Source organism: Crocosphaera sp. XPORK-15E (assembly GCF_034931425.1).
GTDB lineage: Bacteria > Cyanobacteriota > Cyanobacteriia > Cyanobacteriales > Microcystaceae > UHCC-0190.
The window spans coordinates 277,588-303,426 of sequence record NZ_JAYGHQ010000006.1 but is presented as its reverse complement, the minus strand read 5'-3'; the positions used below and the strand labels follow the sequence as shown (position 1 = coordinate 303,426).

Here is a 25,839-nt window from a genome sequence, read left to right as displayed (position 1 = left end):
ATGATTTCTTTATCTGAGGCTGAAACGAAAGCCATTGATTTTGTGATGGAAGAATGGGAACTCTCAAACCAAGAAAAAGACTGGTTACTGGTAAATAATTCACGCAAAATTGATGATAAATGGTGGTATATTGTAGAAGTTGCGGTTAAAGACTTACCGGATAAATGGTTTATTCAAGTTTATGACGACGGAGAATGTGATCCCTGTTACACCTTTACTTCTCCTTTTTCAGCAACAGAAACAAATGCGAAATTAGAAAGTTTACCTCAGAAATTAGCGACGGTTTTGAAAGAAGAAAGAGCAGGACATATTTAAGGATAAATGAAATAAAAACCTCGGTAGCTTACCGAGGTTTATCATGAGAAATATAAGATTTTTAAGCAAGGATGAAAATGTTTAACTAATGAGAGCAGAAACAATAACTAAGCTGGTAACAAATAATGCGGCGATCGCTCCTTGAACGAAATAACGTCGTTGTTGATAAGGAGCAGGGTACTCAGCGTAGTAAGTTTTGTTTTCTACTGCGTAGACGTTGGTGAGTCCATTGTCGAGTTGGGTGGTGTACATCGTTTTTGACCTCCTTCATGTCTCTATGTATATTAATGTAACAAATATATTTACTTTTGTAAAGATGAATTGACAAATTTATTCTTATACCTTCCATAATTGGAACTTATCTGGTTACTGAATTTCGACTTCTGACTTTCTTAAGAATTGCCCCTACTCTGTCTTTTTTTCCACTTAATTCCACTTCATACCCAACAATAGAACAGGGAAAAGGCTTAATATACATAGATTTTGGGACTGACATCACCCCTGATGACCTCATAAGATAAAAGTAACAAGAGAGAGGTCACGAAAATGTTACACACCACCAGCAACAACACCACTATTGTCCGCAACTACATTATTCTCGCTGCTACCGTCATGTTCGCTTCTATGGGGTTAACCGATACATTTTTCTCCCCTACCCGCGCTGGACAAGAAAACCGCCTCGATACCTATGGACAAGTTGTCAGTGCTGGAATGGTTGCCTATTCTCAAAAGCTTGGTCGTTAAATTCCCTGAGTTTAACCCTTTTCTCTTGTTACTGCCCTGTCTTCGGACGGGGTTTTTTGTTGAAATGTTGGGTTATAGTGAGGTTGTTAAATGCAAGAGTGAACCCGAATGAACTGGACACCTGAAGCTGAAGCAAGACTCAAAGAAATTCCTTTTTTTGTCCGTCCCGCCGCCCGCAAGAAAATTGAAAAATTCGCGGCAGAAGCAGGACACAATGAAATTACCATAGAAATCTATGAACAAGCAAAGGCTAAGTTTGGTAGTAAGTAGGAAAGTGTGACAATCATGAAAGTGTCCTCTTTCTCTTGCATTAAAAAATTGTCGCTCTACACTGATATGTAACGAATACCAATCGGTATTACGTGGTGTGTGAGGAGTAAGTAGAAAAGCATTTGGGGTCGAAACACGGCAAGACTCCCAGGTGTTTTTCTCATTTCTAATTAATTGATAATTTTTGACTTCTGTAGGGGCTTAATCTTATTAAGCCCCTACAATACTTATGGAAAGTCAAGATACTTTCTATTTTTTTAAGTCAAATCTTTCATAGATAAACTAACCCGTTTTAACTTCTCATTTACTTCTAAAACTTTAACCTTAACCACTTGTCCCACCTTAACCACTTGCTTTGGATCACTAACAAAATGATTCGCTAATTGAGAGATATGAATTAACCCTTCTTGATGAACTCCAATATCAACAAATGCGCCAAAATTGACCACATTAGTAATCACACCTTCTAAGATCATTCCCTCAGTTAAATCACTAATTTCTGTCACTCCTTCTTTAAAGGTTGCATATTGAAATTCTTCCCTCGGATCTCGGCCTGGTTTTTCTAATTCTGCGATAACATCTTTTAGGGTTGGTAAACCAATGGTATCCGTAACAAAAGACTGAAGATTTAAAGATTTGAGACGAGAACTTGCTTCAGTAATTTGGGATATAGGAACATTTAATTGTTTCATAATTGCTTCAACTACGGGATAACTTTCAGGGTGAACTGCTGTATTATCTAAGGGGTTATTTCCGCCCCGAATTCTTAAGAAACCTGCGGCCTGTTCAAAAGCTTTTGCCCCTAGTTTAGTAACTTTTAATAACTCTTTACGATTTTTAAATGCTCCATTTTGTTCACGGTAACTCACAATATTATTAGCAATAGTTGGGGTAATTCCTGATACAAAGGTTAAGAGTTGTTTAGAAGCCATATTTAATTCTACGCCCACATAATTCACACAACTTTCAACTGTTTCTTCTAGATTCTTTTTTAATAACTTTTGATCCACATCATGTTGATATTGTCCAACACCTATAGATTTTGGATCAATTTTAACTAATTCAGCCAAAGGATCTTGTAATCTTCTACCAATACTAATGGCCCCTCTCACGGTAAGATCTAAGTCTGGAAATTCTTCCCTGGCCACATCACTCGCAGAATAAATAGAGGCCCCAGATTCATTAACAATCACTTGAATTGGTTTATTTTCTAAGGGTTTAATAACCTCAGATACAAATTGATCTGTTTCACGGGAAGCGGTTCCATTACCGATAGCAATTAATCCTATTTTATACTTTTTAATTAAACTTTTCAAGGTCATTTCTGCTTCTTTTCGTTTTCCTTCTCCCGTATGGGGAAAGATAGCTTGATACTCTAAAAAACTGCCTGTTTCTGATAAGACTGCAACTTTACAACCTGTACGAAAACCTGGATCAAGTGCTAAAGTTGGTTTCATTCCTGCGGGGGAAGATAGGAGTAATTCTCTTAAGTTAATTTCAAAGGTTTTAATTGATTCTAAATCTGCCCAAGCTTTGCGATCTGAACGCACTTCTCGGAGCAAAGAAGGCTTCATTAAACGGTTAAAAGAATCTTTGATCATTCCTTGGTAAAAAGCTTTAATTTGAGGGGTTTTTGTCTTAATTTCTTGAGACGCTAAATAATCAAGAAGCCAAGATTCATCAAAATCAATATCTAAAGAGAGGACTTTTTCTGCTTCTCCCCGAAACAAAGCTAAGATATTATGAGGGGCAATTTTCATCACACTTGCCTGAAAATTACGGTACATTTCATATTTAGTGGTGCCTTCAGGATGATCATTTTTAATCTTAGAAGTAAAGATCCCATTTTTGAGGAAATACTCTCGAATATAAGCCCTTAAATTAGCTTTTTCTGCTACTTCTTCAGCCAAAATATCTGATGCACCTTGTAGTGCTTCTTCAACCGTCGTAATTCCTATTTCTTCAGAAATATACTTACTTGCTTCTACTTCTAAAGATAAAGGTTTTGCTGTCGGGTTATTAAGAGATTTTATCAATTCTGCTAAAGATTCTAATCCTTTTTCTCTTGCTACTGTTGCTTTGGTGCGTCGTTTGGGTTTGTAGGGTAAATATAAGTCTTCCAGTTCTGTTTTTGATAAACAAGATTCAATTTGCGTTTTTAGTTCATTAGTGAGTTTATTTTGTCCTTCAATTGCTTCTAAAATTGTTTGTTTTCTTTTCTCTAATTCCGTTAAATAATTATAGCGTTCCCAAATATATCTGATCTGAATTTCATCCAGCAAACCTGTTTTTTCTTTGCGATAACGAGCAATAAAAGGAACAGTTGCTCCTTCTATTAATAAATCAAGAGAATTATTGACTTGTTGAGGTTTAATAGATAATTCAGACGCAATAATTTTAATAAAATCAATCATAATATTTCCTCAAAATAACTGGTTAGGGTTTCATTTTTAGCCAGCCAAAAATTTGCTCGGCTGTTATCCTAAGATCAATTGTATCTAAAATAGGTAAAGTTGGCCGAACCGTTTCATTTTCTGGTAAATTGCTTTTATAAATCTTGGGAGTTTGTTGAGGTTGAAACACTAAAATTGATCTTTCATCAGGATCAATTAACCATCCTAATTGACTGCCATATTCTAAACAATGTAGAATATTATCGATAACTTTGGTTGAATTTTGTTTAGGAGAAAGTATTTCTATTGTCCAGTCAGGGAAAGAATTAAATTGGTTAGCAATTTCTCCATCTGCTGTTGTGGGGATTCTTTTCCAATAAAATATGCTAATATCTGGAACAATAGAACGATTACCAAAACTACAGCGTAATTCTGGTAAAGCATAGGCAATTTGAGGACTTTCTGCAACCTGATTAATGGTTTCGCAAAGTTTGTACTGGAGTTTACTATGTTGTCCTTGAGGCATAGGTTTTTGTGACATTTTAGCGTTAATATATTCCCAAGCAGGAGATTCATCAATGTTGGGTTTTTCAAGAAAATCTTCGAGACTGAGGGTTAGAATAGATGTGGTAGTCATGAGAGATTAAAGATTAATTTAAGCAATGATTTATCTGGAATATTTTGGGTTTTGTAGGGGTAATTAATGAATTACCCCTACAGATAGAATCTATGGGTAAATCTTAGCTAATTAAGCACTCAAAATACTGCCTAAAGCGCGTCCCATATTGGCAGGGTTCATGGCATCAACCGCCGCCGTTGGTTCATAACCACAATGTACCATACAGTCAGCACATTGGGGGTTATCGCTTTTATTTCCATAATTTTCCCACTTGGTTTCTGCCATCAACTCCTTAAAGGTTTGATAATGGCCTTCATTGAGGAGATAACAGGGTTTTTGCCAACCCAAAACACTGTAACTGGGACTTCCCCAAGGGGTACATTCATAATCTTTTTCCCCTAAGAGGAAATCTAAAAAGAGAGGATTATGATTAAAATTCCAACGCTTTTCACCTAACTTCCAAGGCATCAAAATTTCTCGGAATAAGGCTTTAGTTTGTTCCCGTTTTAAGAAATGCTCTTGATCCGGGGCCCATTCATAACTATACCCAGGAGAAATCATCATACCATCGGTTCCCAAAGTTTCCAGAAAATCAAAGAATTCCTGCATTTCTTTGGGTTCAGTTCCTTCAAATACAGTGGTATTAGTTGTTACCCGAAACCCTTTCGCTTTTGCCGCTTTAATACCTGAAATTGCCTTATCAAATACCCCTTGACGGTCAACACATTTATCATGACGTTCCCGCAAGCCATCCAAATGAACACTAAAAGTTAAATAGGGAGAGGGTTCAAACTTATCTAGACTTTTTTCTAAGAGAATGGCATTTGTACAAAGATAAACAAATTTTCTGCGTTTTACCAATCCTTGAACAATTTCATCAATTTGGGGATGAAGCAAGGGTTCTCCCCCAGGAATAGACACCACAGGGACTCCACATTCCTCAACCGCCTTAAAACATTCTTCAGGGGTGAGGTTACGCATCAAAATATCGGGAGGATGCTGAATTTTTCCACACCCTGAACAAGCCAAATTACAACGGAATAAGGGTTCTAACATCAACACCAAGGGAAAGCGTTGACGACCACTTAACCGCTGGCTAATAATATAGGTTCCTACTTGTAGTGCTTGTCGTAATTGAACGGCCATAAATCCCCTCACACTTTTTGATTCTTTATAGTGGACATTCTACTAAAATAAATAAGTTATCGGTGTGTTTTCTGTATTTTTGGTAAATTTAGGCACAGTTTTGCTGCTTGTATTGTAACTTGAGCAAAAGCTGAGGAGATGACAATTAAAAAAGCGTCACTTTGCGGAAACTTATCTGAGAGGCTTGCGTCAAGATAGGGGTGTGTGTGAGGAGTAAGAACGAAAGACAAACGCCCTTGAGGTCGAAACATGGCCAGACTCTCAGGGGCTTTTTCCTTTGACTTATGCAACGCCTCTATAAATTGTTTTTTTGTAGGGGCAATTCATGAATTGCTCCTACGGTTAGTGTCTATGGGTAAATCTAAAGTTTAATGCTGAGCTTTAATAAAGTTTTGCATAATTGTTAGAGCATCAGGAATAATTTCATGACCCATATTAAATTCATGGTATTCTACCTTAGCATTAATAGTAGTTAAAGCTTCTTTTGCCTGATGGGCCATTTTTAAAGGAACTACCATATCTTGTTGACCATGAATGATTAAAATGGGGGGAATTTCTGTGGTTAAATTTTGGGGTTGAAACTGTAAATAACCACTTAAACTACAAATTCCTCCTAATGGTAAATTAATTCCAACATCAAGAGACATGGCTCCTCCTTGAGAAAAACCACTTAAAATTGTACGAGATAAGGGTATTCCCGTTTTTTCTTCTAAGGATAATAACCAATCAGTTAATAATTGCCTACTTTCCGATATTCCTTCATAATTACCTGTTTCTAAAGCATACCAAGCGAGTCCTCCAGGTACTTGAGGATGAGCAAAAGGTGCATTAGGAAAGAGAAATTGATAGGTAGGAAGGGATAACATTGAAGCAAAGGGGGCTAAGTCTTCTGCATTGGCTCCCCAACCATGTAACATGATTAAAAGATGCTGAGGGTTATTACCGTTTTGAGGAAGAATGGAAATGGCATTTAAAGACATAGAATTATTTATTGACAAAATCATTTATTATGATGACAATAAATCCCTTAACTGTCAACTTTATTCGTAGTTTTAGTCAAAAATAACCTTGAATTAGGGCTGATTTAAAAATAGTAAAGCCCTAAAAACAAACTTCTGACTTCCTTAAGGGTTTTCTTCCCTATTTCCTCGATTCCAACCGCCTTGTTGACGGCGTTGCTGCATTAATTGAGCAAATTGTTGGCGTTGTTCAGGGGTCAGTACCTTTCGCATTTGTAACATACTTTCAAAGCGCAAATTACCCATTTCTTGGCGTAAGTTGCTCATATCTTTATGCTTCATCTGAAGAGCAGTATCTGAGGCATTTCCCTGCATCATTTGGCTTAATTCTTCTCCCGTTTTCCTAATTCTTTCCTGTAGTTGCTCCATTTGAGGATTATATTTTTGGCGAATTGCGTTAAGTTGTTGTAGCTGCTCATCACTCAATTTGAGTTGTTCCATGAATTTTTCTGCTCCTCTCCCTTCTCTCCCTTCCCTTTCACCTCGTTGCGCGATGACTTGGGTTTCAGCAATTAACATGGAGGAGGGAGTCTCTTTCACCGAGTCAGCTAAAGCGACAGTACCACCAATACCAAGGGTGACAACGAGTAAAATTAAGGCAGTTTCTTTGACGATCATGATAATAACTCCTAATAGTTAGGTGGGGATAAACTGATGCTAATGATTTAAAAATTAGGGTTGAGAAACCAAATATTGAGTTTCTATATTCCCTAAAGAAAGCCATTGAGAATAAACAATTTGAGGGGAGTTTTCTACTGTTACACTGGTGGTTCCTTGCCAGCTATTTACCATAAAATCCTCAATTTCAGCGACTTCTAATTCCGTCGAATCATTAACAAATTGCTTATAGGGAGAGGGTTGCAGTAGATGATAGCCTCCTAAAATTCCCAATAAAGTCGCGGCCATTGCACTCGGAATTAACCATCTCAATCGTTTTTTATGGCAAGACTGAGACTCTCTAACAATTCTTGAGAATAATTGTTTTTCGAGGGTTGCCTTAGCAGGAGGAGGTAAGGGACGATATCGTTGAAGAAAGGAGATTAATTCTCGATCATCATGAGGGAATTGAGACATCACATTGCTCCTTGTTGTTGCAAAAATTTACGCATTTGATTTCTAGCATAAAATAAGCGAGATTTGACGGTTCCGACTGGTAATTTTAAGATATTTGCTACCTCTTTCTGTGGGACATCTTCTAAGTCATGTAACACTAAAACAGCACGATGCTCTAAACTTAAAGATTGTAATCCTTTCTGTACCAAATCTTGATAGTGTAATCGCATTAAATCTGGGGTATCTTCGGGACGAGATGGCATTATATTTAAGATAGAACCATCATCCTCAGAGGACATATTTTGAGCAAATTGTCGTCGCTTATCCGTTGCCACATTCCAGCTAATACGATATAACCAAGTAGAAAAATAAGCAGGTTGCCGCAGTTTGGGTAAACCTTTCCAAACTCTTAAGAAAACTTCCTGCTCTAAATCATCGAGCATTTCACTCCCACACAGTTGATAGAGAGTAGCTCGCACCCGTTGTTGATAGCGTCGGTACAATTGTTTAAATGAGGGGGTATCCCCTTGTTGACACCGAAGCACCAAGTCTTTTTCTGTTGTACCCGCGGGGTTGTCTGCTAACACGGTTACGTTTTAACCTATCACTGAATTCAAGTCTTTAGACTAGGAGATGCTTAAAAAGGTTCAATGACATTATAAATTCTCAATCATCAACTATTAACTATCAATTATTAACTAATATGTTTCAACCTCATTGGCAAGTTTTACCCGTTGTTTCTCTACCTGCTTGGTTTCTGGATATTGTTAAATCTTATACACCGGAATCTGATGGGAAATATGTGGCTCAATTATTATGGCAACGGGGTATACAAACCCCAGAAAAATTATATGGATTTCTCGATACTAATATTTATCATCCTTTGAGTCCTTTTGAATTTGGACAAGAGATGAAATTGGCGATGAAACGCTTAAAAACAGCTTTTGAGAAACAAGAAAAAGTGACAATTTGGGGTGATTTTGATGCAGATGGAATTACGGCAACCAGTGTTCTTTGGGAAGGATTAGGAGAATTTTTTATACCTCATTTACAATTAAATTATTATATTCCTAATCGTGCAACAGAATCTCATGGTTTAAATATTTCGGGAATTAAAAAATTAGCGACAAAAGGCACTCAATTAATTATTACTTGTGATACGGGAAGCACGAATTTAAGAGAAATTGACTATGCTAAAGAATTAGGTATTGATCTTATTATCACGGATCATCATACTTTACCTGATGAGCGGCCTGATGTAGTTTCTATTATTAACCCTCGTTATTTTTCTAGCGATCATCCTCTCTTTTGTTTATCGGGGGTTGCTGTTGCTTATAAATTAGTTGAAGCTTTATATCAAACCTTACCAAATATTCCTCGAAAACCCTTAGAAAATTTATTAGATTTAGTTGCTATTGGGTTAATTGCTGATTTAGTAGAATTAAAAGGAGACTGTCGCTATTTAGCGCAAAAAGGCATTGACAAGCTACAACAACAGTTACAGAATTCCACTCGTCCCGGTATTGTTGCTCTCTTAAAATATTGCAAAAAAAACGGCGATCGCCCCACAGATATTTCTTTTGGAATTGGCCCCCGAATTAATGCTATTAGTCGTATTCATGGAGATGCTAGTTTTGGGGTTGAATTATTGACCAGTCGGGATATAAAACAATGTCAAAAATTAGCTGAAGATACAGAATTAGCCAATACTCGCCGTAAATCTTTACAAAAAGATGTCGTTAAAAATGTCAAAAAAAAGTTGGCTAATTTAGATTTATCAACAACTCAGGTGATTGTTTTAGAAGATCCTCAATGGTCTAGTGGTGTGTTAGGATTAGTGGCAGGACAAATTGCTCAAGAATATGGCCGTCCTACTATTTTATTGACAACAGCAGAAGCAGAAAATGTTAATAAAGAAAACATAAAGTTAGCCAGAGGATCTGCTCGTTCTATTGGTAATATTGATCTCTATAAATTAGTGGCATCTCAACAATATTTATTAGATCGCTTTGGAGGACATCCCTTTGCAGCAGGTTTAAGTTTACCTGTTGAAAATATTCCCTTATTTCAAGAAGGTATTAATCAACAGTTACGACAAGAGATTATTGATATTAATTACTTAAACAATACTATTAAAGCTGATTTAGTAGTAACAGTATCTCAATTAAGTCAATCTTTGTTTCGAGAATTAAAATTGTTAGAACCTTGTGGAATGGGAAATCCTGTTCCTAAATTATTGATTCAAAATTGTTGGTTCAAAGCCTTAAAAAATGAGAATCTTAGGGATTTAAAACACAAGACAGTTAGATATATTAAGACAAAATTTCTGATTTATGATCGCTCCGTCGAACAAGGATTTCCTGGTATTTGGTGGGAACATTATCAAGATGAATTACCTCAAGGTAAAGAAAACTTATATGATGCTATTGTTGAACTAGACTATAACACTCATACTCATAATTATGAAGTGCGATTAATTGATCTCAGGGAAAGTTTAGTCACGAATAATAATCAACAAACTCCTGAAAATAAACCTGATTTAATTGATTTTCGTAATCAAGATAACTTAAGCAAAAATCATTTAGATGGGGAAATTTTAAAACAATGTCCCACCAGTTGGGATGAATTACAAAAAGTGTATCAAAATAGCTTAAAAAATGAACAAAATTTAACCCTTGCTTATTCAGTTTCTCCTCACTTTAATGGACAAGAAATTATGCAACAATTAATTGGTATTGCTAAATATCTCAGTCGCACTGAAAAAGCCATAACAAAACAACAGTTAAAAGAACAATTAAAATTAAGCGATCGCTCTCTTAATTTAGCCTTATATTTCTTAGATACCCTTGGCTTTAAACTTAATAAAAATCATCAAGAATTACAATTTACTCAGGAATTACCCCAAAATTCTAAGTATCAAGTCGCCAAACAAAAATTGTTAGAAACCCTCAAAGAAGAATACTTTCAAAGACAATATTTTGTTACAATTTCGTTAGACACCTTACAAGAGATTTTAAATTATGCTAAAATGTGAACAATGATTATTTTATAAAAAGCTATGAACAAACCCAAAAAGATCTACATCCTGGGAATATTAACCAGCCTTTTATCTGTTAATTGTGTCCTAGCAATTAACCCCTCAGTCTTAGCCCAAGAAACCCCAAAACCATCCCCACAAACAGAACAAACTAAGCCCCCGAAATTAAGTGCGGTGGAATGGTATAATCAAGGGGTAGATAAAATCGAAGCTAGGGACTATCAAGGGGCGATCAATGCTTTTACAGAATCCATTAAACTCGATCCCAAAGATGCTGATTCTTACTACAACCGAGGCTATTCTTATTTAGTATTAGGGAAGTATGAACCCGCGATCGCTGATTACAATGAAGCCCTAAAATTAAAGCCCAATTTTGCTTATGCTTACGGCAACCGATGCTATGCGTTTTATCAATTACAAAACTATCAAAACGCTGTTTTAGATTGTTCAGAAGCCATTAAATTAGACCCCAAATATGCCGATTTTTATATCTATCGAGGCAATGCCAAAGATGATTTAAAAATGCACGAAGCAGCCATAGAAGATTATAATCAAGCCCTGGCACTCAACGGCAATAATCCGAAAATCTATTATAATAGAGGGCTATCCTACAATCGTTTAGGACAATCCCTAAAAGCTGTTGAAGATTATAACAAAGCCATTCAATTAAATCCTGAATTTGCTGATGCTTATCATAATCGAGGGGTAACTCAATTCAAACTGAATAATACAAAAAAAGCGATAGCCGACTTAGAAAAAGCTGCCGAATTATTTAAAGCCCAAGGTAACACAGATAATGCTGAACACGCTTTAAGTACCTTAGAAAAACTGGAAAATGAAAACTCTCTTTAACTGAAAATACTAAAAAACAAAGCCTACCTCAGTAGACTTTGTAAAAAAAAATTAACAATAAAAGCCACAGTTTTAAACCCTGTGGTTATTATTTCCAACCTTTATCAGCTTGAGCTAAAACATAAGAAGCTACATTTTCAATTTCTTGTGCAGATAACAGTGACTTAAAACTAGGCATGGCCATTTTGCCATTGGTAACTTGAGCCACAACCTTTTCGAGAGAATACATATCATACTTCTCCAAATCAGCTTTTGAGAGGGTTTTAGCCCCATTGACTAAATTTTTGCCCCCCGCGTGACAGGAAGCGCATTTAGCACTAAAAATCTTGCCACCTGCGGCGAGATCAGCATCAGCAAAAGCGGGAGGCATCAAACTAACCCAGAGGAAAGCGATTAAGGGCAAAATAAGTGATAATAGTCTTTTCATTGTGTTCTCCTTCGATTTTGGATCTCTTATCTATCTTCCCCATAAGCCCTTTTCTCGTCAAAAGACAGAGCGTCAAACTTGATATACAGCCGAGTTTGGAGATGATGTCTAGCAAAGTTTATCCTTTTTGTCCAAAGACACATTGTCAAACTTGTCACTTTCGTTTTATAGTGAGATCAGTCAAAACACAAACTATTGAAACGTTTGTATTAAAGCATTCACAGGACGAACCAAATGTCAAGAAAATTAGGGTTATTTATTGCTGCTGTTGTGCTAGTTGTCTCTAGCTTCTTCGTTGCTGTTAACCCCGCAGCAGCAGAAACCTATGAAGTTAAAATGGGAACAGATAGCGGACTATTAGGTTTTGAACCCAAAGAATTAACTATCAGTTCTGGAGACACCGTTAAGTGGGTTAACAACAAATTAGCCCCTCATAACGCCGTTGTTGAGGGAAATGTCAAACTTTCCCACAAAGGACTGGTTTTCTCTCCTGGAGAATCATTTGAAAGCACCTTCAACGAACCTGGAGAATACACCTACTACTGCGAACCCCATCGCGGTGCTGGCATGGTTGGTAAGATTATCGTTAAGTAATTTGTAAACTTGTCACTTTTTCAAGATTGAAGCCCATGAATTTGAGATTCGTGGGCATTTTTCTGTAAAATTGCCACTACAGAACCTTAATATTAACAGACATAAACCAGAATGCGGGCAGTAATTAGCGGCTACTACGGGAAAGGAAACGGCGGTGATGAAGCATTATTGATGTCACTGTTGCAGATGCTACCCCCTCAAATAGAACCCATTGTTCTCTCTGGGAACCCAGAGCAAACCCAACAACGCTACGGCGTGAAAAGTTGCCCGAATCGGTCTGCTTTCCCTATTTTACAAGCTCTACGAACCTCGGATATTTTTATTTGGGGTGGGGGCAGTTTAATGCAGGATGTAACCAGTTTAGCTAGTCCGATTTATTATGCCGGATTGATGGCTTTAGCGCAAAAAAAAGGCTTAAAAACTATTGCTTGGGCCCAAGGAATTGGCCCCTTAAATCATCCTTTTACCCGTTGGTTAACCCGTCAAGTATTATTAGGTTGTACGGCGGTGAGTGTGCGGGATTATAATTCAGCTAAATTAGTCTCACAATGGCAGATTAATCCTTTAATTGCCCCCGATCCAGTTTGGGCCTTAAATTCAAAGTCAGTGCCAGGATTATGGAATTTACCGGCCCCTAGGGTTGCGGTTAATTTACGCAGTCATCCTCAATTAACTCCCCAACGTTTAGCTATTTTAACCCAAGCTTTGATCGATTTCCAAAAAGCAACCAATACCTGTCTTTTATTAGTTCCTTTTCAAGCATCCCAAGATTTAGAAATTGCCCGTTCTATTGCCGCGAAATTACCTGGATTTCATCAAATTATTCAGTTAGAAGACCCCAGAGAATTAAAAGGGTTATTTAAAGGGGTAGAGATGACTATTGGAATGCGTTTACATAGTTTAATTATGGCAGCTTCTGAAGAATGTCGCTGTTTTGCCCTAAGTTATGATCCGAAAGTAAAATATTTGATGGAAGAAATTGATATTCCTGGCTGGGAATTAAGTAAATTACCTGATGATCCTAATATTATTAGTACCGCTTGGTTAGAATATTTTGTTAACGGAGAAGCTTTACATAAAGATCGCATTAAATCTTTAACAGATCGCGCTTTTATGCACCAAGAAATATTAAGACAGGTGATGCTTAAATAATAAAAAGCCCCGGTTTCTATTCCGAGGTTTAAAGTAGGAGAAATCCAATGCAATGGAAACTTTTAATAATTGACTTAGCTAACTGCTAAGGTGACAGCTACCACACCAATAATTAAGAAAACGGCAACGATACCTTGTACTAAATAACGACGTTGTTGCTGTTGTGTCGGATAAGTCGCATAGTAGACATTGGGTTCGTTAGCAAAGTTGTTGAGAATTCCGTTTTCGTCGCTGGTGGTAAACATGGTGCTTTCCTCGTTTGTCCTTATGTATATAAATGTAACGTTTTTATAACGAAATGTAAAGTAGTATTGACAAATATTTATTAATACTATCCATAAGCTAAGGTTATATTAATCGGGATCAGATCAGATCTCAAAATGCCTACACATAAAATAGGGTGAGCTTTTGCCCACCCTATTCGGGAAAAAATGTATATAATCGATTGACCGTACTATCGACAGAAAAGGTGAGTAAAACAACTCACCCTTTTTTTACATGAGGCCTAACTGAGACAGAATACCCTGTCCAGTGAGGAACTCGGTAGCGAGACCAATGACAAAACCTAGCATTGCTAGACGACCGTTCCAGTTTTCAGCAAAGGAGGTAAAACCGAATTTAGCTTCTTGTTTTTCCATGATAGATTCCTCTCTATGAGATAAATGTAATTAAGTCAAGTGCTTAATACTGATTGTAACAAAACTTTTTAAACTATGCAAGATTTCTTTACATTTAGGATAGGGTTCTACTGTCATTAAGGATAAAACCCTTGCTATAACTAGATTATAGCTCGCACCGACTACTTAACCAACGCTGAAATGATTTTTGACTTTCGCCCGATGGTTGTCCAAGAATTAAATTTTTGATACTAATATCTTCATCTAACTGATGCCAATGGATTCCACTACCACCAGCGATGAAGCGATAGTCATTGCGCTCTTCAATTGAACCATGCAGGAGTCGAGGATACCATGCAAGTGGAACCGATATAGTGCGCCCATCAGATAAATCCGCACAGAGGGTGTCATCTGTGAGAGTCACTTGCTGAATGGTCGGTATTTCTAATAATTCAATCGTTAAAGAAGTCATTCCAGCCTACTAGCAATTGCTCTTGATGTTGTTCAACCAGTTTTTGAATCTGGTTAATCTCTGTGCGACTAAATCCTCTGTTACTTTGAAGACGGACTGGCTGAAGCCAAAATTTAGCCTCATTCTTGTCACGCTCAATATGAATATGAGGTGGTTCATCTCGATCGCCTGCATAACAAAAGAATCGATATGGGCCAAGGGTCAACAGAGTGGGCATTCATCTCAAACGAATCATTATAATGAGCATATTGTTAGTTTAACAACAATGTTAGAGAAGTCCCCATTTGTAGATTATCAATAATTCACCAATTTGTTAACCGTCAGGCTGTAGCCAACCCTTCACAACTGCTTTCACAACCTTGAGATACTTGTTCTCTAAAAGGAACTCGTCAATTGCTGTGTCGCCTCCCTCATTCTTAACATCAGACTGAGGTATTTGCCTCACTCAAGAAATTATTGAATTCACTTTCATACTGATAGTAAGGTTATGAATTAGAGGAAGAATTACCCTGAAAAAAGTTAATCCCTTGATCGAGATATCCCCAAAATACTTGGGCGGTAGCTTCTTGCTGAAATTGAGAAATATGGATGGCTTTTTTAGGGCTTAATATTAAAATTCCTGGTTGATCGTTATTAATTAATAAAGTTGTTTCAATGTCTGACATTTTGATCTTTTTCATAAGTTGATTATCAATAAAAAATTTTAAATTATATTGATCGAGATAGATATGTTTTACTCGACTCAGTTGCCATCCTTGATAAATCAGAATTCCTAAAACTATTGCTAATTCTAACACATTACGCCAATTCCAATTAGGGTTAAACCATTCCAGGGGAGAAGGGAAGTAAATAATCACATCTTTGCCTTGAAAAACAGCAATAATATTATTTAAGAACTCTCCAAATTGAATCATAAATTTAGCCATGATTAGTAAAAACAGCAAAAATCCTGCTTTATGAAAAACTTCTTTGATCAATATCCAAGAATTTGCCCATTTCCACTGTGAATAAATATGCCATTTTTTAGGGGTTTTTTGACATTTTATGGCTAATTTATTTTGTCTCATCCAAGAATATAAAGCTTGCATATCAAAAGATTGTTCTGCATATTTATTATTTCCTTGGGTTTTTTGAATCATAATTTTAACTTGAAAATGATCAGCCATTTTTTGGGCTGACTCCATGGCTAAATCCAAAGATTTTTGTTCATCAATAATTAAGTTACTGCCATCATAAAGACAAATTTCTATCCGCCAAACTTCTCCTAAAACTTCTTGAAAAGCTCCGCCAAAAACTGAAAATTTACCCAATGAAATATAATTGACTTGACTATTTAAAAACTTAGATTTTAATTGATTTTTGGGTAAAGATAAAGTCCAAATAATTCGCTCTGACTCAGATTGAACAAGAGTTACATTAACTTGATGATTTTGGCGAAGATATTCATGTTTAGAAATCCAGATATCTAGATACCAAATTCCACAAGAAATCAACAAAATTAGTTGATTATAATCTCTTAAATAATAAATACCTAAAGAGAGGAGACAAAAGAGTAAAAAAGCAATCAAATGGGCAACTTCATTATCAAGCTTTTTACCATAAATTAATTCAGACCAAATCAGATGCAAAAGAAAATAATAAATGGTTTGTAAGAGTTTTTTAACCTGAACCAAAGGGAAGATTAATTTAGCATACCAATGGTTAGTTAAATAAAGAACTTTTCCTTTAAAAATTAGCAAGCTAGACATGATAAAAATAGGTTTTTAGTAACGTAATACAATTCATAATCATTTACTTGTTATAATAACGAATCATGGCTTGAGTTCCTTGTTCTTTTCCTTCTCCATTATCCATCTCAGCGACTTCTTTTAAAAAGCCGTCAGCTAAGACAACTCCTGGTAAATTAGTCTGAGATTCTGCCATAATTTCTTGCACCAAACGTAAATCTTTGAGCAGGTGTTTAATGGCAAATCCTGGGGCTAAATCTGATGTTACAATTTTAGGGCCTAAATTGGCTAAGGCCCAAGAACTTGCTGCCCCTGTTTGACAAACTTCTATCATCAAATTGGGATCAATTCCTTGTTTTTCTGCCATTTTTATGGCTTCACATAAAGCCATCATATTAACGGCACAAAGGGCTTGATTACACATTTTAACAGCTTGTCCGCTACCTGTTGGGCCACAGTAAAGAATGGTTTTACCCATAGCTTCAAAATAGGGTAAACATTCCTCAAAATTTGCTTTTTCACCGCCAACCATTATGGTTAATGTGCCTTGTTTTGCCCCCACATCTCCTCCAGAAATTGGGGCATCTAAAAAACGGAAATTTTGCTGTTTTAATTGCGTTCCAATCTGACGCGCTGCCTGAGTGCCAATAGTGCTAAAATCAACGACTAAGGCCCCAGATTTTGCAAATTGAATGACACCATTTTCTCCTAAAATTACTTGCTCAACATCAGGGACATCTCCCACACAAGTAAAGATAATATCAGCCGTTTCTACTGCTTCTTGAATTGAATTAACTAGGGTTGCTCCTGCTTCTTTAGCAAGGGTAACACCAGGGCGGTTTAGGGTACGATTCCAGGCCTTAACAGAAAAGCCTTTTTGTGCTAAATTAGCAGTCATTGACCCCCCCATTAAACCAAGTCCGATAAATGCCAGTTGTTGAGTCATAGAAAATGTTCAGTGAATTTAGTTTTTTATAGGTATAATTCATGAATTATACCTACAGAGCATAATTAAACGAATAAAACCCTTATCTTTTATCTTACTTCTTTCTTACAAAAAATCCCCCCAACTGGGAGGAAATTTTTAACCGATGTCAGGATTGAATTTATTTCAATTCACAGGAACCCCGATAACACCAGCTTAACAATGTTCCCCCAATAATGAGCTTAATGACTTCTAATATCCAATAACTCCAATGGAGAGAAATCATTGTAGATGGCATAGTATTAGTGGCTTCAAAGGGATTGATTTCTAAACTAAAACCACTCATTTCTGGGGTTAAGAAATAGGTATAAATGAGGGCAATTAACAGTAAAACACTGCCCAAAATGATTGACCAACGTTCTTGAAGATTTATGAAGGTATGATGGCGACGGAATACTAAAACTCCCGTTAAAACAAGTGCTGCACAAACTAATTCAATGCGGTTAAATAATCCAAAAATAATGTATCCCGCACTAGCAAAACCGCCCTGAGTCATCATACCGGATAAAGATAAACCAGGAATGACCACAAAATCGAGAATTAAACTGCCACTTAGCCAAAATCCTAGCGCAAACATGACTATGCTTGTCCAACTAAGAAACTTCCAACGACGTTCAGATATAGCATTCATCGGAATTTTCTCCTTTATTTTCCTACTTCCATTATTAAGGAAATAAAGGGCAACTTACAGATTTTGATAAATATCTTTACTTAAGCCCAAAATATATAGGCTTTCTAAATAAATTGTGAATAATCTAACACAGGCATCCTGCCTGTTACAGCCTAGAAGGCGATGCTACTCTTAATATCTTACCCTAGGATCGAGAAATCCATAAGTTAGATCAGCGATCAGGTTAAAAATAACAATTAAAATGCCATAAATAAAAGTAATTGCCATGACAACAGGAGTATCACTGCGGTAAATTGAATCAATTAATAATGCCCCAATTCCAGGGACTCTAAACACTTGTTCTGTGACTAATGCTCCTGTAAAAATGGTGGGAATATCTAGGGCAATTAAGGTTATAACAGGAATTAAAGCATTACGGATAATATGGTCTTTTAAGATGGCAAAATTGGTTAATCCTTTGGCTTGGGCAGTACGCACATAATCATTGCTTAATTCATCTAAAATAGCAGAACGAATAAAGCGCATTAAAACAGCAGATTGATATAATGCTAAGACAGAAATTGGCATGATTGACTGTTTAATTTGTTCAATAAGACTAGAAAAATCAGTAATTTGTAAGGTGCTGTTATAAATAAACTTAAACCAGTTTAATTGAACGCTAAAAATAACAATAAATAATAATCCGGTTAAAAAGGTAGGCAAGGAATAGCCTAAAAAAGCAAAAGTGGTAATGATTTGGTCTAACCAAGAATAACGTTTAATGGCAGAAATTACCCCCAAAGGAAAGGCAATTAAGACACTGAAAATATAAGCGGTTCCCACAACCCATAAGGTGGTGGGTAGACGTTGTAAAATTAGTTCTAAAACGGGACTGCGACTTGTAAAGGAATAGCCTAAATCTCCTTTAATAAAGGCAAAAAACCATTTAAAATAACGAATATAAATAGGTTGATCTAAGCCTAATGTTTTACGGATATTTTCTCTGACTTCTTCCGTAATGGAAGGATTAGAGGCAAATTCTCCTAATGGATCGCCTGGGGCTAATGCTAATATAGTAAAAAGGACTAAACTAATGGCGATTAGGGTGGGAATGGCGGTTAATATACGTTTAATTAGATATTGAGTCATTATTAGTTTTCCACATATTATTTAAAATATCTCTAAGATTATCTTGACTTAAATAATTCTTGATTTTTTCCCTACTATCCATAATAGCAGATACTTGAACAAGGACTATTACCAAAGATATAACAAATCCAATAATGGGAAGTATGATTAATAAAAAAATTCCCCAATTCCAACGACAAGTAAGAAAAATAAGTAGATGATTATACTGGAATTTAGGTTCATTAATTAGTGCAGAAAAATCAAATAAAAATAGTCCAATTTCTCCAAATAATGATGCTGTTACGATGCCTCCAAATAATATTAATATTCTAAAATTATCTCCTTATTCCTCTATATTTTGACCAATCGTTAATTGAGGATTAAGAATAAAAATTACTGGGATATGTTGATTTGTGTCGAGATGATCTTTTAAATGCACTGGCATTGAACGACGATTATTAGTGACTAGAATATAATCATATTCTTCGCACCAATATAATATTTCTGGGTCTTTTGTTCCCTTAGAAGGTGTTAAAGGTTCACCTATAACTAAAATACTTAATTCTGGTTGTTTTAAACGCATTTGAGTAGGATAAAGAGGATCTACATTTTCATCTATTTAATCTTCCAATCTTTAATATTCCAAGTATTTCGATCCCAAGGTGTTAAATTAAATCCTTGTAACCTGTTACTAATAGCAGCAACATCTGCGCGATGAACTAAAGGAATCACCACAAAATCATTAACTAGAATATCATTCATTTTAATAAACATTTCTTGTCGTTTCTTGGGATCTAATTCTTTAGTTGCTGCTACCCATAATTTATCATATTCAGGGTTACAATAACGAGAATAGTTATCCCCTGACCAATTATTGGCTTTTTGAGGGATTTCATCACAAGTATAATTTTTCATATAGTTACTAGGATCTGGACTATCATTTCCCGTTGTAAACATCTGTAAATCAGCATAAAAATGCTCAATTGTGTCATTATTTGCTGGATCACTGGAGAAAAAAATACTAGCATCAATACTCTTTAATTCTACCCCAATACCAATCGATTGTAATCCCTGTTTGACAATTTCTTGGGTCTTCTGACGTAAAGGGTTTACTGAGGTTTGAAAAACTACCTTCATCTCTACCCCATCTTTATCCCTTGTCCCATTATTATTAGTATCTTTCCATCCTGCTTTATCTAATAATTGTTTAGCCTTCTCAAGATTAAACTCGTAGGAAGTATTCGGGGAATTATATTCTTGGGGTAAGATTAAAAAGTTAGCTGTTGGTTTACCTGTTATCCCATATAATTGATTACTAATGGTATCTCGATCAATGGCTAAACTAAAAGCCTCTCTGACAGTTTTATTACTTAAGAATGGATGGGAATTTTTAATACTTGATCTTTCACCATCTGCTGTTGCTTTATTGGGGTCAGAAAAATTGAATTGAATTTGTTCACTTAAGCTTCCTAAAACGGAGGAAATTTTACCTTTTCCTCCTGTTTCTAATTGTTGCAAAACTGGGGACTCTACTTGTAAATTATAACCATAGTCTGCATCCCCTGTTTGTAAGACTGCACGCGCTGCTGAAGTTGCGTCTCCTCCTCCTTTTAATTCAATACGTTTAAAGGCAATATTATCAGCATTTCTAAAGTAAGAATTGGGTTCATAAACAACTACATCCCCAGGCTTAAATTCAACAACTTTATAAGGGCCAGTACCAATAGGAATTAAATTTGCTGGAGCTTCTCTGGCCTTTTCTCCATTATATTGTTCATAAATATGGCGGGGTAAAATCATACCAGCAGTTCCCACAAAAGGGATATACCAAGCGGAATTAACTGTCTTAAATGTGACTTTTACAGTATAATCATCTAAGGCTTCAACTTTGTCTACTATTTCATAATTTCCTGCACTGTTAGCTCCCACTTTGGGGTTAGTTAAAAATTGATAGGTAAAGACAACATCTGCTGAGGTAAAAGGAGTTCCATCTGACCATTGTATATCCTGTTTTAGTTTCCATGTTACTGACTTACCATCCTTAGCTACACCGCCATTTTCAAGAGAGGGAATTTCAGCCGCTAAAAAGGGAATTAACACCCCATTTTTATCATAAGTTGCTAAAGGTTCTAAGGTAATACGACTCGCTTCAGAATCTTTAAAACCTGTGGAAAGATGAGGATTGAGAATAGTAGGAGCTTGCCAATATAATAATTTTAAAGTGTCATTTTGTATCTGAGAATTGGTCGCTGTTTCTTGTTTTGAGTTACAAGCAGATAGGACAAAAGTTGAGCCTAATGACAAGAACAGTAGTAAAGTCAAACTAAAATTATTTAATCGTTTTTCAAACACTGAGAAAAGAACTCCTGTAAGGTTTATTTGATGGGCGTAGAGAGGTTTAATTAAACACCCCTATAGATCATCTGTAACAAAGTTACACTTATTTGATGTTCGATGATCTCATAGCAAATTATAGCTTATAATTTAGTTAAAATCTCCACTATCACCACCATAAAAGTCCAAACGTCCACTACCTAAATACAAGTTCATAGGGTTGTCTCCTGATGGAAATACATTTACGCCAAACAGATAAATTCCCCCATGTTCAGGATTTTTGATGGCTTTTAATCCCACAGTAAAGATAGTTCCTGGAGGAACGGGAGGGGATAAAATAACAGTCATGGTTTCTGTGGTTTCATCCCAATGACTTTCTTTGACAGTTAAAGTTTCTCCCCGATCATCAGGCGTTCCTTTAAAAGCAATAGTTCTATTAGGATAGTATTCGATGATTTCAAACCCTTGACGCTTTTGAATCGTAATTTTTTGTAACGATTCACCACTTTGGGCCGGTAAATCAATTGTATAATAGTAAGTGGGGATTGTGATTCTTGCTCCCTTAAATGTCGTGATCACATCTAATAGACGAGGAGATTTACTAAAGAAGGTTCGCTCGCTTTTTTGTTCAATTCCTAAAGAGGGATAGGCCATCAGAGACATAAACATCCCTAGGCTTAAAGTTATCCCTATGATAAATTTACTCATGATTGTTACTGTGAATTATGATTTAATACGGTTCCTTACTTTTAGTCGAATTATCCTAATGTTTGAGGAAAATGCTGCTTAATTGACTGGTTTGACTGAGGCTTGTTTTCTGGCAAAATTTAAGTATACTAAGGTAAACTATACATCTATTATAGGGAATTGATAATTAATCAATGCTTAAATATTAATGAATGCTTTTAAAGCTTTAATGATTGGTATTATTGTAATTTTGGCGTTTTTCCTGATTGGAAGTTTAAATTTAACCTATGATGCTTCTACTGTTTCTGAGAAGACTTCAACCCCTGATTATCACTATCATCGACTCCATAGTCGAGATGGAATTGGTAAATTTTACCAAGGGAGAGAAATTGCGAAAGTTATGGGCCATCAAGAATTATTATGGTTAGAAAGACCCAGTCGGGAACAGCAGGAAAAGCCATCTCAAGTCATCAATTCATTAAATTTGAAACCAACGGATAGAGTAGCTGATCTTGGGGCCGGTAGTGGTTATTTTACCTTTCGGTTAGCGTCTCTAGTACCCCAAGGAAAAGTGTTTGCTGTGGACATTCAGCCAGAAATGTTGGACGTGATTGAGTTTTTCCAAGCAGAAAATCAGGTAAAGAATATTGAAACCATTCTCGGAACTTTTGACAATCCTAATTTACCCCAAAATCAGCTTGATCTTGCTTTAATGGTAGATGCTTATCATGAATTTGATTATCCGAAAGAAATGATGGAAAATGTGGTTAAGTCCCTCAAACCAGGGGGAAAAGTGGTTTTAGTAGAATACCGACAAGAAAATCCTTTAATTCCTATTAAGACTTTACATAAAATGAGCCAAAGACAGATAAAAAAAGAAATGGCGGCGGTGGGATTAGTTTGGGAAAAAACCCAAGAGAGTCTACCTCAACAGCATTTAATGTTTTTTAAGAAATCAAACGCAACAACTCTGAAGATGAAACCCCGATTAAACCCGCAACCCCTAAGCCTAACCACAATAAACAGCATAGTTTCGTTAAGTTTAAAGCATCATCAATGGTTTGGGAGGTAATGGAGTTAAGGGGATTTCCTAATAGGGGTTTCCGTTTTATCATGCCTTGATAAGTATTAATGCCCCCTAATTGAACCCCCAAAATTGCCGCATAAACACATTCACTCCATCCCGAATTAGGGCTAGGATCTTGCGGCGCGTCCCGACGACAGATAGCCAAAACAGAACGAGGTTTTCCTGATAGAATAGCCAAGGTTAGAACCGTGAGACGACAGGGAAACCAAGTTAAAATGTCCTCAGATTTGGCACTAAACCAACCAATGTCAGTAAAAGGTTCTTTTTGATAGCCAATCATGGAATCAAGGGTACTTGCTGCTTTGTAAGCTAAAGCCAAAGAAACACTGCCTACCCCCGGAAAAAATGCGCCAGCGATCGCATAAAATAAGGGAGCCATAACCCCATCGGTGGCATTTTCGGAAACCGTTTCTAGCACCGATCGCAAAATTTCTGTTTCTGAGAGATTTTCTGTATCACGCCCTACATATTGACGAAGTTTTGTTCTCCCTAGGTCAATATTTCCCTTGCTTAATGGGCCAAGCACATCCTCAGCAGCTAATCTTAAACCTCGGCCCGCAAAACAACTCCCTAAAAGAATAGCCTCAATGGCAATACCCAAAAAAGGATTGAGATAGATCTTGATTAAACTGACGGCCCAGCCGAAGATTCCACTGCTAAGAATTAACCCTAAGCCTAACCCAACCCCGGCCCAACGACGTTGCCCTTTTCCTTGACAAATCGAGAGGACAAAATTACAGTATCTTGAGATGACCCAGCCCATCACTTGTACAGGGTGTAACCATCCCCAAGGATCGGCAATAAGGTAATCAATTATAGCAGCAAGGCCTAAAACGATAACGGTAATATTTGTATCCACATTCGGTTTTTGTCCTAATTTTAGTGTCCTTAAGTCTCTGAGTGAGAATGCCTAATTTTATCCACATTTTCTTCCCAATTTGCTCCATCAAAGGGTTGAATTTTAAAGTTTGATAACACATCCTCATCAAGACAGCGAAGATTGACATCAAACCAACTAGGATGGGAACGGGGATGATAAAAAGAATGAATCCCACAGATTGCACAAAAAGTATGTTGGGCTGTATGAGTATTAAAGGTATAAGTTGTCAGCCTCTCGGCCCCCTCAATTAAGGTAAATTTTTCCGGGGGTACAAGTAAATGAATAAACCCTTTTTTACGACAGATAGAACAATTACAGTTGATAGCTTCAAAGCGGTCAACCGTAACCTGGAAGCGCACTGCACCGCAATGACAGCCCCCTTGATAGGTAATAGATGGGTCAGAATTTTGCATAAAATTAGCTCCTTAAACAACAAAACTGGTGGCTTCTCCTTGAGAGGCTTGCCAGCTACGAGCATCATAGTAAAGATCTGCTAAGGTAATCTTGTAAAGTGCCTCTTTCAGTTTCTCATGAAGTCGCTTCCAGAGGCTAAATGTTACCCAATCTTCTGCTTGTTCAGCATCAGGGTTATAGTGAGGTAATGGCTCAATTGTCTCCCCTACTGCTTCCAAAATTTGCCCCAAAGAAATTTGACTAGGTTGACGGGCTAATTGATAGCCTCCTTGGGAACCACGCAGAGCATTAACTAACCCCGAACGACGCATTTCAATCAGCAATTTTTCTAAGTATGGGGCCGGTAAATCTTGTCGCCTTGCGATCGCTTTTACTGAAGTCGGCCCATAGTTAGGCTGTAAACTTAGATCTAGTAAGGCTTTAACGCTATAATGACTGCGAGTTGTTAGTTTCATTTCCTTCGTTTTTTCTTAGATTTTTGCTTGAATAGCCTAGATTCTCTTGTCTCTGTTGTTGAGTTTATAACATCTTTCTCTCCCCTAAACCGATGAAAGTCAAACATTTGTAAATTCAATCAGCATTCTTATAGAAAGATTGGGGAAAATGAATTATTATTGATCTTGTCGGATGGTGGATCAATTTTACAAATTGTGTGTAAGATAAGGAGAGAGATAGTTAGTAACGCTAAAATTTTTAGGTTGTTGCTGCTTTCCTACTTAGTTCCCATTCTGTCAGCCTTATTATTCACTTAGTTACTGTTTAAGTTAATGACACAAGACAAACCCCTAACCGGTACATCCTTAGTCGAGAAAGTCAAAGAGCTAGGAAACCTCAGCAAAGAAGAAAAAGCGAGATCTTGCGGCTACTATACCCAAACGAAAAATGGGATAGAGCGTGTTAACATGATGAAGTTTCTCAACGCTTTGATTGATGCTGAGGGTATTGAACTCGATAGCACTTCAGAAGGACAAGGAAGAGGTGGCCGTTCAGCCAGCTATAAAATTAGTGTGCAATCTAATGGTAATCTCTTGATTGGTTCAGCCTATACCAAAAAAATGGGATTAGAACCTGGCGATGAATTTGAAATTACCCTAGGGCGTAAACATATTCATCTCAAACAAGTTGGGGCCCCTGATGAAGATGAAGAATAAATCTCTATTTTTCAACTCAGATAGGGAAGCCTTAGAAACCCTAAAAAAATAGCATTGCCTAGCTTCCAACTTAGCAACGCTATCAACTTCAGTTAAATAGATGATTTCCTCTAAGGGTTGCTTTCC

Annotated in this window: 31 protein-coding genes and 1 pseudogene; 9 read left to right on the top strand and 23 right to left on the bottom strand. The window is 36.6% G+C overall.

Annotation, left to right across the window (positions count from 1 at the left end; genetic code table 11):
- Positions 1-315, top strand: a complete 315-nt coding sequence (locus VB691_RS08095; RefSeq protein WP_323290963.1) for a hypothetical protein — start codon at positions 1-3, stop codon at positions 313-315.
- Positions 316-396: 81 nt separating this feature from the next.
- Here VB691_RS08095 and psb34 (VB691_RS08090) read toward each other — a convergent pair whose 3' ends face one another.
- Positions 397-567, bottom strand: a complete 171-nt coding sequence (gene psb34, locus VB691_RS08090; RefSeq protein ID WP_323290962.1) for a photosystem II assembly protein Psb34 — start codon at positions 565-567, stop codon at positions 397-399.
- A gap of 294 nt (positions 568-861) precedes the next feature.
- Between psb34 (VB691_RS08090) and VB691_RS08085 the strand changes: the two genes are divergently transcribed.
- Both VB691_RS08085 and VB691_RS08080 read left to right on the top strand, forming a co-directional pair.
- Positions 862-1,059: a hypothetical protein gene (locus VB691_RS08085; RefSeq protein WP_323290961.1), complete on the top strand. Its 198-nt coding sequence runs from the start codon at positions 862-864 to the stop codon at positions 1,057-1,059.
- 108 nt (positions 1,060-1,167) lie between these two features.
- The gene (locus VB691_RS08080) at positions 1,168-1,329 is read left to right on the top strand and encodes a PCP reductase family protein (RefSeq protein ID WP_323290960.1); all 162 of its coding nucleotides are present in this window, start codon (positions 1,168-1,170) and stop codon (positions 1,327-1,329) included.
- A gap of 257 nt (positions 1,330-1,586) precedes the next feature.
- Here the strand turns inward: VB691_RS08080 and VB691_RS08075 are convergent, their stop codons facing one another.
- From VB691_RS08075 to VB691_RS08045, 7 genes are all read right to left on the bottom strand, one after another.
- A complete protein-coding gene (locus VB691_RS08075; protein WP_323290959.1) occupies positions 1,587-3,743 on the bottom strand; it encodes a Tex family protein in 2,157 nt (718 codons plus the stop codon).
- Positions 3,744-3,765: 22 nt separating this feature from the next.
- Positions 3,766-4,359, bottom strand: coding sequence for a Uma2 family endonuclease (locus VB691_RS08070; protein WP_323290958.1), 594 nt, complete (start codon positions 4,357-4,359; stop codon positions 3,766-3,768).
- Between the two features lie 111 nt (positions 4,360-4,470).
- On the bottom strand, positions 4,471-5,487 hold the full coding sequence (gene hpnH, locus VB691_RS08065) for an adenosyl-hopene transferase HpnH (protein ID WP_323290957.1): 1,017 nt from the start codon (positions 5,485-5,487) through the stop codon (positions 4,471-4,473).
- Positions 5,488-5,855: 368 nt separating this feature from the next.
- On the bottom strand, positions 5,856-6,467 hold the full coding sequence (locus tag VB691_RS08060; protein WP_323290956.1) for an alpha/beta hydrolase: 612 nt from the start codon (positions 6,465-6,467) through the stop codon (positions 5,856-5,858).
- A gap of 144 nt (positions 6,468-6,611) precedes the next feature.
- The gene (locus VB691_RS08055; RefSeq protein WP_323290955.1) at positions 6,612-7,124 is read right to left on the bottom strand and encodes a Spy/CpxP family protein refolding chaperone; all 513 of its coding nucleotides are present in this window, start codon (positions 7,122-7,124) and stop codon (positions 6,612-6,614) included.
- Positions 7,125-7,178: 54 nt separating this feature from the next.
- The gene (locus VB691_RS08050; protein WP_323290954.1) at positions 7,179-7,580 is read right to left on the bottom strand and encodes a hypothetical protein; all 402 of its coding nucleotides are present in this window, start codon (positions 7,578-7,580) and stop codon (positions 7,179-7,181) included.
- Entirely contained in the window at positions 7,580-8,146 is a 567-nt protein-coding gene (locus tag VB691_RS08045) for a sigma-70 family RNA polymerase sigma factor (RefSeq protein WP_323290953.1), read from the bottom strand. Before VB691_RS08045 ends, VB691_RS08050 begins: the two co-directional genes overlap by 1 nt.
- Positions 8,147-8,262: 116 nt before the next feature.
- Between VB691_RS08045 and recJ the strand changes: the two genes are divergently transcribed.
- A complete protein-coding gene (gene recJ, locus VB691_RS08040; RefSeq protein ID WP_323290952.1) occupies positions 8,263-10,593 on the top strand; it encodes a single-stranded-DNA-specific exonuclease RecJ in 2,331 nt (776 codons plus the stop codon).
- 24 nt (positions 10,594-10,617) lie between these two features.
- Positions 10,618-11,448: a tetratricopeptide repeat protein gene (locus tag VB691_RS08035; RefSeq protein WP_323290951.1), complete on the top strand. Its 831-nt coding sequence runs from the start codon at positions 10,618-10,620 to the stop codon at positions 11,446-11,448.
- 88 nt (positions 11,449-11,536) lie between these two features.
- Here VB691_RS08035 and petJ read toward each other — a convergent pair whose 3' ends face one another.
- On the bottom strand, positions 11,537-11,875 hold the full coding sequence (petJ, locus tag VB691_RS08030; protein ID WP_323290950.1) for a cytochrome c6 PetJ: 339 nt from the start codon (positions 11,873-11,875) through the stop codon (positions 11,537-11,539).
- Positions 11,876-12,109: 234 nt separating this feature from the next.
- On the opposite strand from petJ, the gene petE reads away from it, so the two are divergent.
- A complete protein-coding gene (gene petE / locus VB691_RS08025) occupies positions 12,110-12,469 on the top strand; it encodes a plastocyanin (RefSeq protein WP_323290949.1) in 360 nt (119 codons plus the stop codon).
- Between the two features lie 111 nt (positions 12,470-12,580).
- Positions 12,581-13,621, top strand: coding sequence for a polysaccharide pyruvyl transferase CsaB (gene csaB / locus VB691_RS08020; RefSeq protein WP_323290948.1), 1,041 nt, complete (start codon positions 12,581-12,583; stop codon positions 13,619-13,621).
- Positions 13,622-13,695: 74 nt separating this feature from the next.
- On the opposite strand, the gene psb34 (VB691_RS08015) is transcribed toward csaB, so the two are convergent.
- The 11 genes from psb34 (VB691_RS08015) to VB691_RS07965 form a co-directional block, all read right to left on the bottom strand.
- Entirely contained in the window at positions 13,696-13,866 is a 171-nt protein-coding gene (gene psb34, locus VB691_RS08015) for a photosystem II assembly protein Psb34 (protein ID WP_323290947.1), read from the bottom strand.
- A 249-nt stretch (positions 13,867-14,115) separates the two neighbouring features.
- Positions 14,116-14,259 (bottom strand): high light inducible protein, encoded by a 144-nt coding sequence (locus VB691_RS08010; RefSeq protein ID WP_323290946.1) that lies wholly within the window; start codon positions 14,257-14,259, stop codon positions 14,116-14,118.
- Between the two features lie 145 nt (positions 14,260-14,404).
- A complete protein-coding gene (locus tag VB691_RS08005; RefSeq protein ID WP_323290945.1) occupies positions 14,405-14,710 on the bottom strand; it encodes a DUF2442 domain-containing protein in 306 nt (101 codons plus the stop codon).
- Positions 14,691-14,927, bottom strand: coding sequence for a DUF4160 domain-containing protein (locus tag VB691_RS08000; RefSeq protein ID WP_323290944.1), 237 nt, complete (start codon positions 14,925-14,927; stop codon positions 14,691-14,693). Before VB691_RS08000 ends, VB691_RS08005 begins: the two co-directional genes overlap by 20 nt.
- Before the next feature lie 268 nt (positions 14,928-15,195).
- Positions 15,196-16,458 (bottom strand): hypothetical protein, encoded by a 1,263-nt coding sequence (locus VB691_RS07995; RefSeq protein ID WP_323290943.1) that lies wholly within the window; start codon positions 16,456-16,458, stop codon positions 15,196-15,198.
- Positions 16,459-16,501: 43 nt separating this feature from the next.
- Positions 16,502-17,383, bottom strand: a complete 882-nt coding sequence (locus VB691_RS07990) for an NAD(P)-dependent oxidoreductase (RefSeq protein WP_323290942.1) — start codon at positions 17,381-17,383, stop codon at positions 16,502-16,504.
- Between the two features lie 160 nt (positions 17,384-17,543).
- On the bottom strand, positions 17,544-18,053 hold the full coding sequence (locus tag VB691_RS07985; RefSeq protein ID WP_323290941.1) for a hypothetical protein: 510 nt from the start codon (positions 18,051-18,053) through the stop codon (positions 17,544-17,546).
- 171 nt (positions 18,054-18,224) lie between these two features.
- The gene (locus tag VB691_RS07980) at positions 18,225-19,181 is read right to left on the bottom strand and encodes an ABC transporter permease (protein ID WP_323290940.1); all 957 of its coding nucleotides are present in this window, start codon (positions 19,179-19,181) and stop codon (positions 18,225-18,227) included.
- Between the two features lie 322 nt (positions 19,182-19,503).
- On the bottom strand, positions 19,504-19,743 hold the full coding sequence (locus VB691_RS07975) for a hypothetical protein (RefSeq protein ID WP_323290939.1): 240 nt from the start codon (positions 19,741-19,743) through the stop codon (positions 19,504-19,506).
- Between the two features lie 32 nt (positions 19,744-19,775).
- Positions 19,776-21,512 carry a peptide ABC transporter substrate-binding protein gene (locus tag VB691_RS07970; protein ID WP_323290938.1) on the bottom strand — a complete coding sequence of 579 codons (1,737 nt, stop codon included), beginning with the start codon at positions 21,510-21,512 and terminating at the stop codon, positions 19,776-19,778.
- Between the two features lie 132 nt (positions 21,513-21,644).
- Positions 21,645-22,202: a DUF2808 domain-containing protein gene (locus VB691_RS07965; protein ID WP_323290937.1), complete on the bottom strand. Its 558-nt coding sequence runs from the start codon at positions 22,200-22,202 to the stop codon at positions 21,645-21,647.
- A 187-nt stretch (positions 22,203-22,389) separates the two neighbouring features.
- Between VB691_RS07965 and VB691_RS07960 the strand changes: the two are divergent.
- Positions 22,390-23,139 (top strand): annotated as a pseudogene (locus tag VB691_RS07960) (class I SAM-dependent methyltransferase); the annotation flags it as partial.
- Here the strand turns inward: VB691_RS07960 and cbiB are convergent.
- Genes cbiB through VB691_RS07945 form a run of 3 tightly spaced genes read right to left on the bottom strand, consistent with a single transcriptional unit; the run spans position 23,129 to position 25,017 of the window.
- Complete coding sequence (gene cbiB / locus VB691_RS07955) at positions 23,129-24,127, bottom strand: adenosylcobinamide-phosphate synthase CbiB (RefSeq protein WP_323290936.1); 999 nt, start codon at positions 24,125-24,127, stop codon at positions 23,129-23,131. The pseudogene VB691_RS07960 and the gene cbiB overlap by 11 nt on opposite strands.
- A gap of 29 nt (positions 24,128-24,156) precedes the next feature.
- The gene (locus tag VB691_RS07950) at positions 24,157-24,561 is read right to left on the bottom strand and encodes a GFA family protein (protein ID WP_323290935.1); all 405 of its coding nucleotides are present in this window, start codon (positions 24,559-24,561) and stop codon (positions 24,157-24,159) included.
- Positions 24,562-24,573: 12 nt separating this feature from the next.
- On the bottom strand, positions 24,574-25,017 hold the full coding sequence (locus VB691_RS07945; protein WP_323290934.1) for an RrF2 family transcriptional regulator: 444 nt from the start codon (positions 25,015-25,017) through the stop codon (positions 24,574-24,576).
- A 312-nt stretch (positions 25,018-25,329) separates the two neighbouring features.
- On the opposite strand from VB691_RS07945, the gene VB691_RS07940 reads away from it, so the two are divergent.
- Positions 25,330-25,713, top strand: a complete 384-nt coding sequence (locus tag VB691_RS07940; protein WP_323290933.1) for an AbrB family transcriptional regulator — start codon at positions 25,330-25,332, stop codon at positions 25,711-25,713.
- Positions 25,714-25,839 lie beyond the last annotated feature (126 nt).

Coding starts and splice junctions, on each gene's coding strand:
- VB691_RS08095 (WP_323290963.1), top strand. CDS start 1: ATGATTTCTTTATCTGAGGCTGAAACGAAAGCCATTGATTTTGTGATG.
- psb34 (WP_323290962.1), bottom strand. CDS start 567: ATGTACACCACCCAACTCGACAATGGACTCACCAACGTCTACGCAGTA.
- VB691_RS08085 (WP_323290961.1), top strand. CDS start 862: ATGTTACACACCACCAGCAACAACACCACTATTGTCCGCAACTACATT.
- VB691_RS08080 (WP_323290960.1), top strand. CDS start 1,168: ATGAACTGGACACCTGAAGCTGAAGCAAGACTCAAAGAAATTCCTTTT.
- VB691_RS08075 (WP_323290959.1), bottom strand. CDS start 3,743: ATGATTGATTTTATTAAAATTATTGCGTCTGAATTATCTATTAAACCT.
- VB691_RS08070 (WP_323290958.1), bottom strand. CDS start 4,359: ATGACTACCACATCTATTCTAACCCTCAGTCTCGAAGATTTTCTTGAA.
- hpnH (WP_323290957.1), bottom strand. CDS start 5,487: ATGGCCGTTCAATTACGACAAGCACTACAAGTAGGAACCTATATTATT.
- VB691_RS08060 (WP_323290956.1), bottom strand. CDS start 6,467: ATGTCTTTAAATGCCATTTCCATTCTTCCTCAAAACGGTAATAACCCT.
- VB691_RS08055 (WP_323290955.1), bottom strand. CDS start 7,124: ATGATCGTCAAAGAAACTGCCTTAATTTTACTCGTTGTCACCCTTGGT.
- VB691_RS08050 (WP_323290954.1), bottom strand. CDS start 7,580: ATGTCTCAATTCCCTCATGATGATCGAGAATTAATCTCCTTTCTTCAA.
- recJ (WP_323290952.1), top strand. CDS start 8,263: ATGTTTCAACCTCATTGGCAAGTTTTACCCGTTGTTTCTCTACCTGCT.
- VB691_RS08035 (WP_323290951.1), top strand. CDS start 10,618: ATGAACAAACCCAAAAAGATCTACATCCTGGGAATATTAACCAGCCTT.
- petJ (WP_323290950.1), bottom strand. CDS start 11,875: ATGAAAAGACTATTATCACTTATTTTGCCCTTAATCGCTTTCCTCTGG.
- petE (WP_323290949.1), top strand. CDS start 12,110: ATGTCAAGAAAATTAGGGTTATTTATTGCTGCTGTTGTGCTAGTTGTC.
- csaB (WP_323290948.1), top strand. CDS start 12,581: ATGCGGGCAGTAATTAGCGGCTACTACGGGAAAGGAAACGGCGGTGAT.
- psb34 (WP_323290947.1), bottom strand. CDS start 13,866: ATGTTTACCACCAGCGACGAAAACGGAATTCTCAACAACTTTGCTAAC.
- VB691_RS08010 (WP_323290946.1), bottom strand. CDS start 14,259: ATGGAAAAACAAGAAGCTAAATTCGGTTTTACCTCCTTTGCTGAAAAC.
- VB691_RS08005 (WP_323290945.1), bottom strand. CDS start 14,710: ATGACTTCTTTAACGATTGAATTATTAGAAATACCGACCATTCAGCAA.
- VB691_RS08000 (WP_323290944.1), bottom strand. CDS start 14,927: ATGCCCACTCTGTTGACCCTTGGCCCATATCGATTCTTTTGTTATGCA.
- VB691_RS07995 (WP_323290943.1), bottom strand. CDS start 16,458: ATGTCTAGCTTGCTAATTTTTAAAGGAAAAGTTCTTTATTTAACTAAC.
- VB691_RS07990 (WP_323290942.1), bottom strand. CDS start 17,383: ATGACTCAACAACTGGCATTTATCGGACTTGGTTTAATGGGGGGGTCA.
- VB691_RS07985 (WP_323290941.1), bottom strand. CDS start 18,053: ATGAATGCTATATCTGAACGTCGTTGGAAGTTTCTTAGTTGGACAAGC.
- VB691_RS07980 (WP_323290940.1), bottom strand. CDS start 19,181: ATGACTCAATATCTAATTAAACGTATATTAACCGCCATTCCCACCCTA.
- VB691_RS07975 (WP_323290939.1), bottom strand. CDS start 19,743: ATGCGTTTAAAACAACCAGAATTAAGTATTTTAGTTATAGGTGAACCT.
- VB691_RS07965 (WP_323290937.1), bottom strand. CDS start 22,202: ATGAGTAAATTTATCATAGGGATAACTTTAAGCCTAGGGATGTTTATG.
- VB691_RS07950 (WP_323290935.1), bottom strand. CDS start 24,561: ATGCAAAATTCTGACCCATCTATTACCTATCAAGGGGGCTGTCATTGC.
- VB691_RS07945 (WP_323290934.1), bottom strand. CDS start 25,017: ATGAAACTAACAACTCGCAGTCATTATAGCGTTAAAGCCTTACTAGAT.
- VB691_RS07940 (WP_323290933.1), top strand. CDS start 25,330: ATGACACAAGACAAACCCCTAACCGGTACATCCTTAGTCGAGAAAGTC.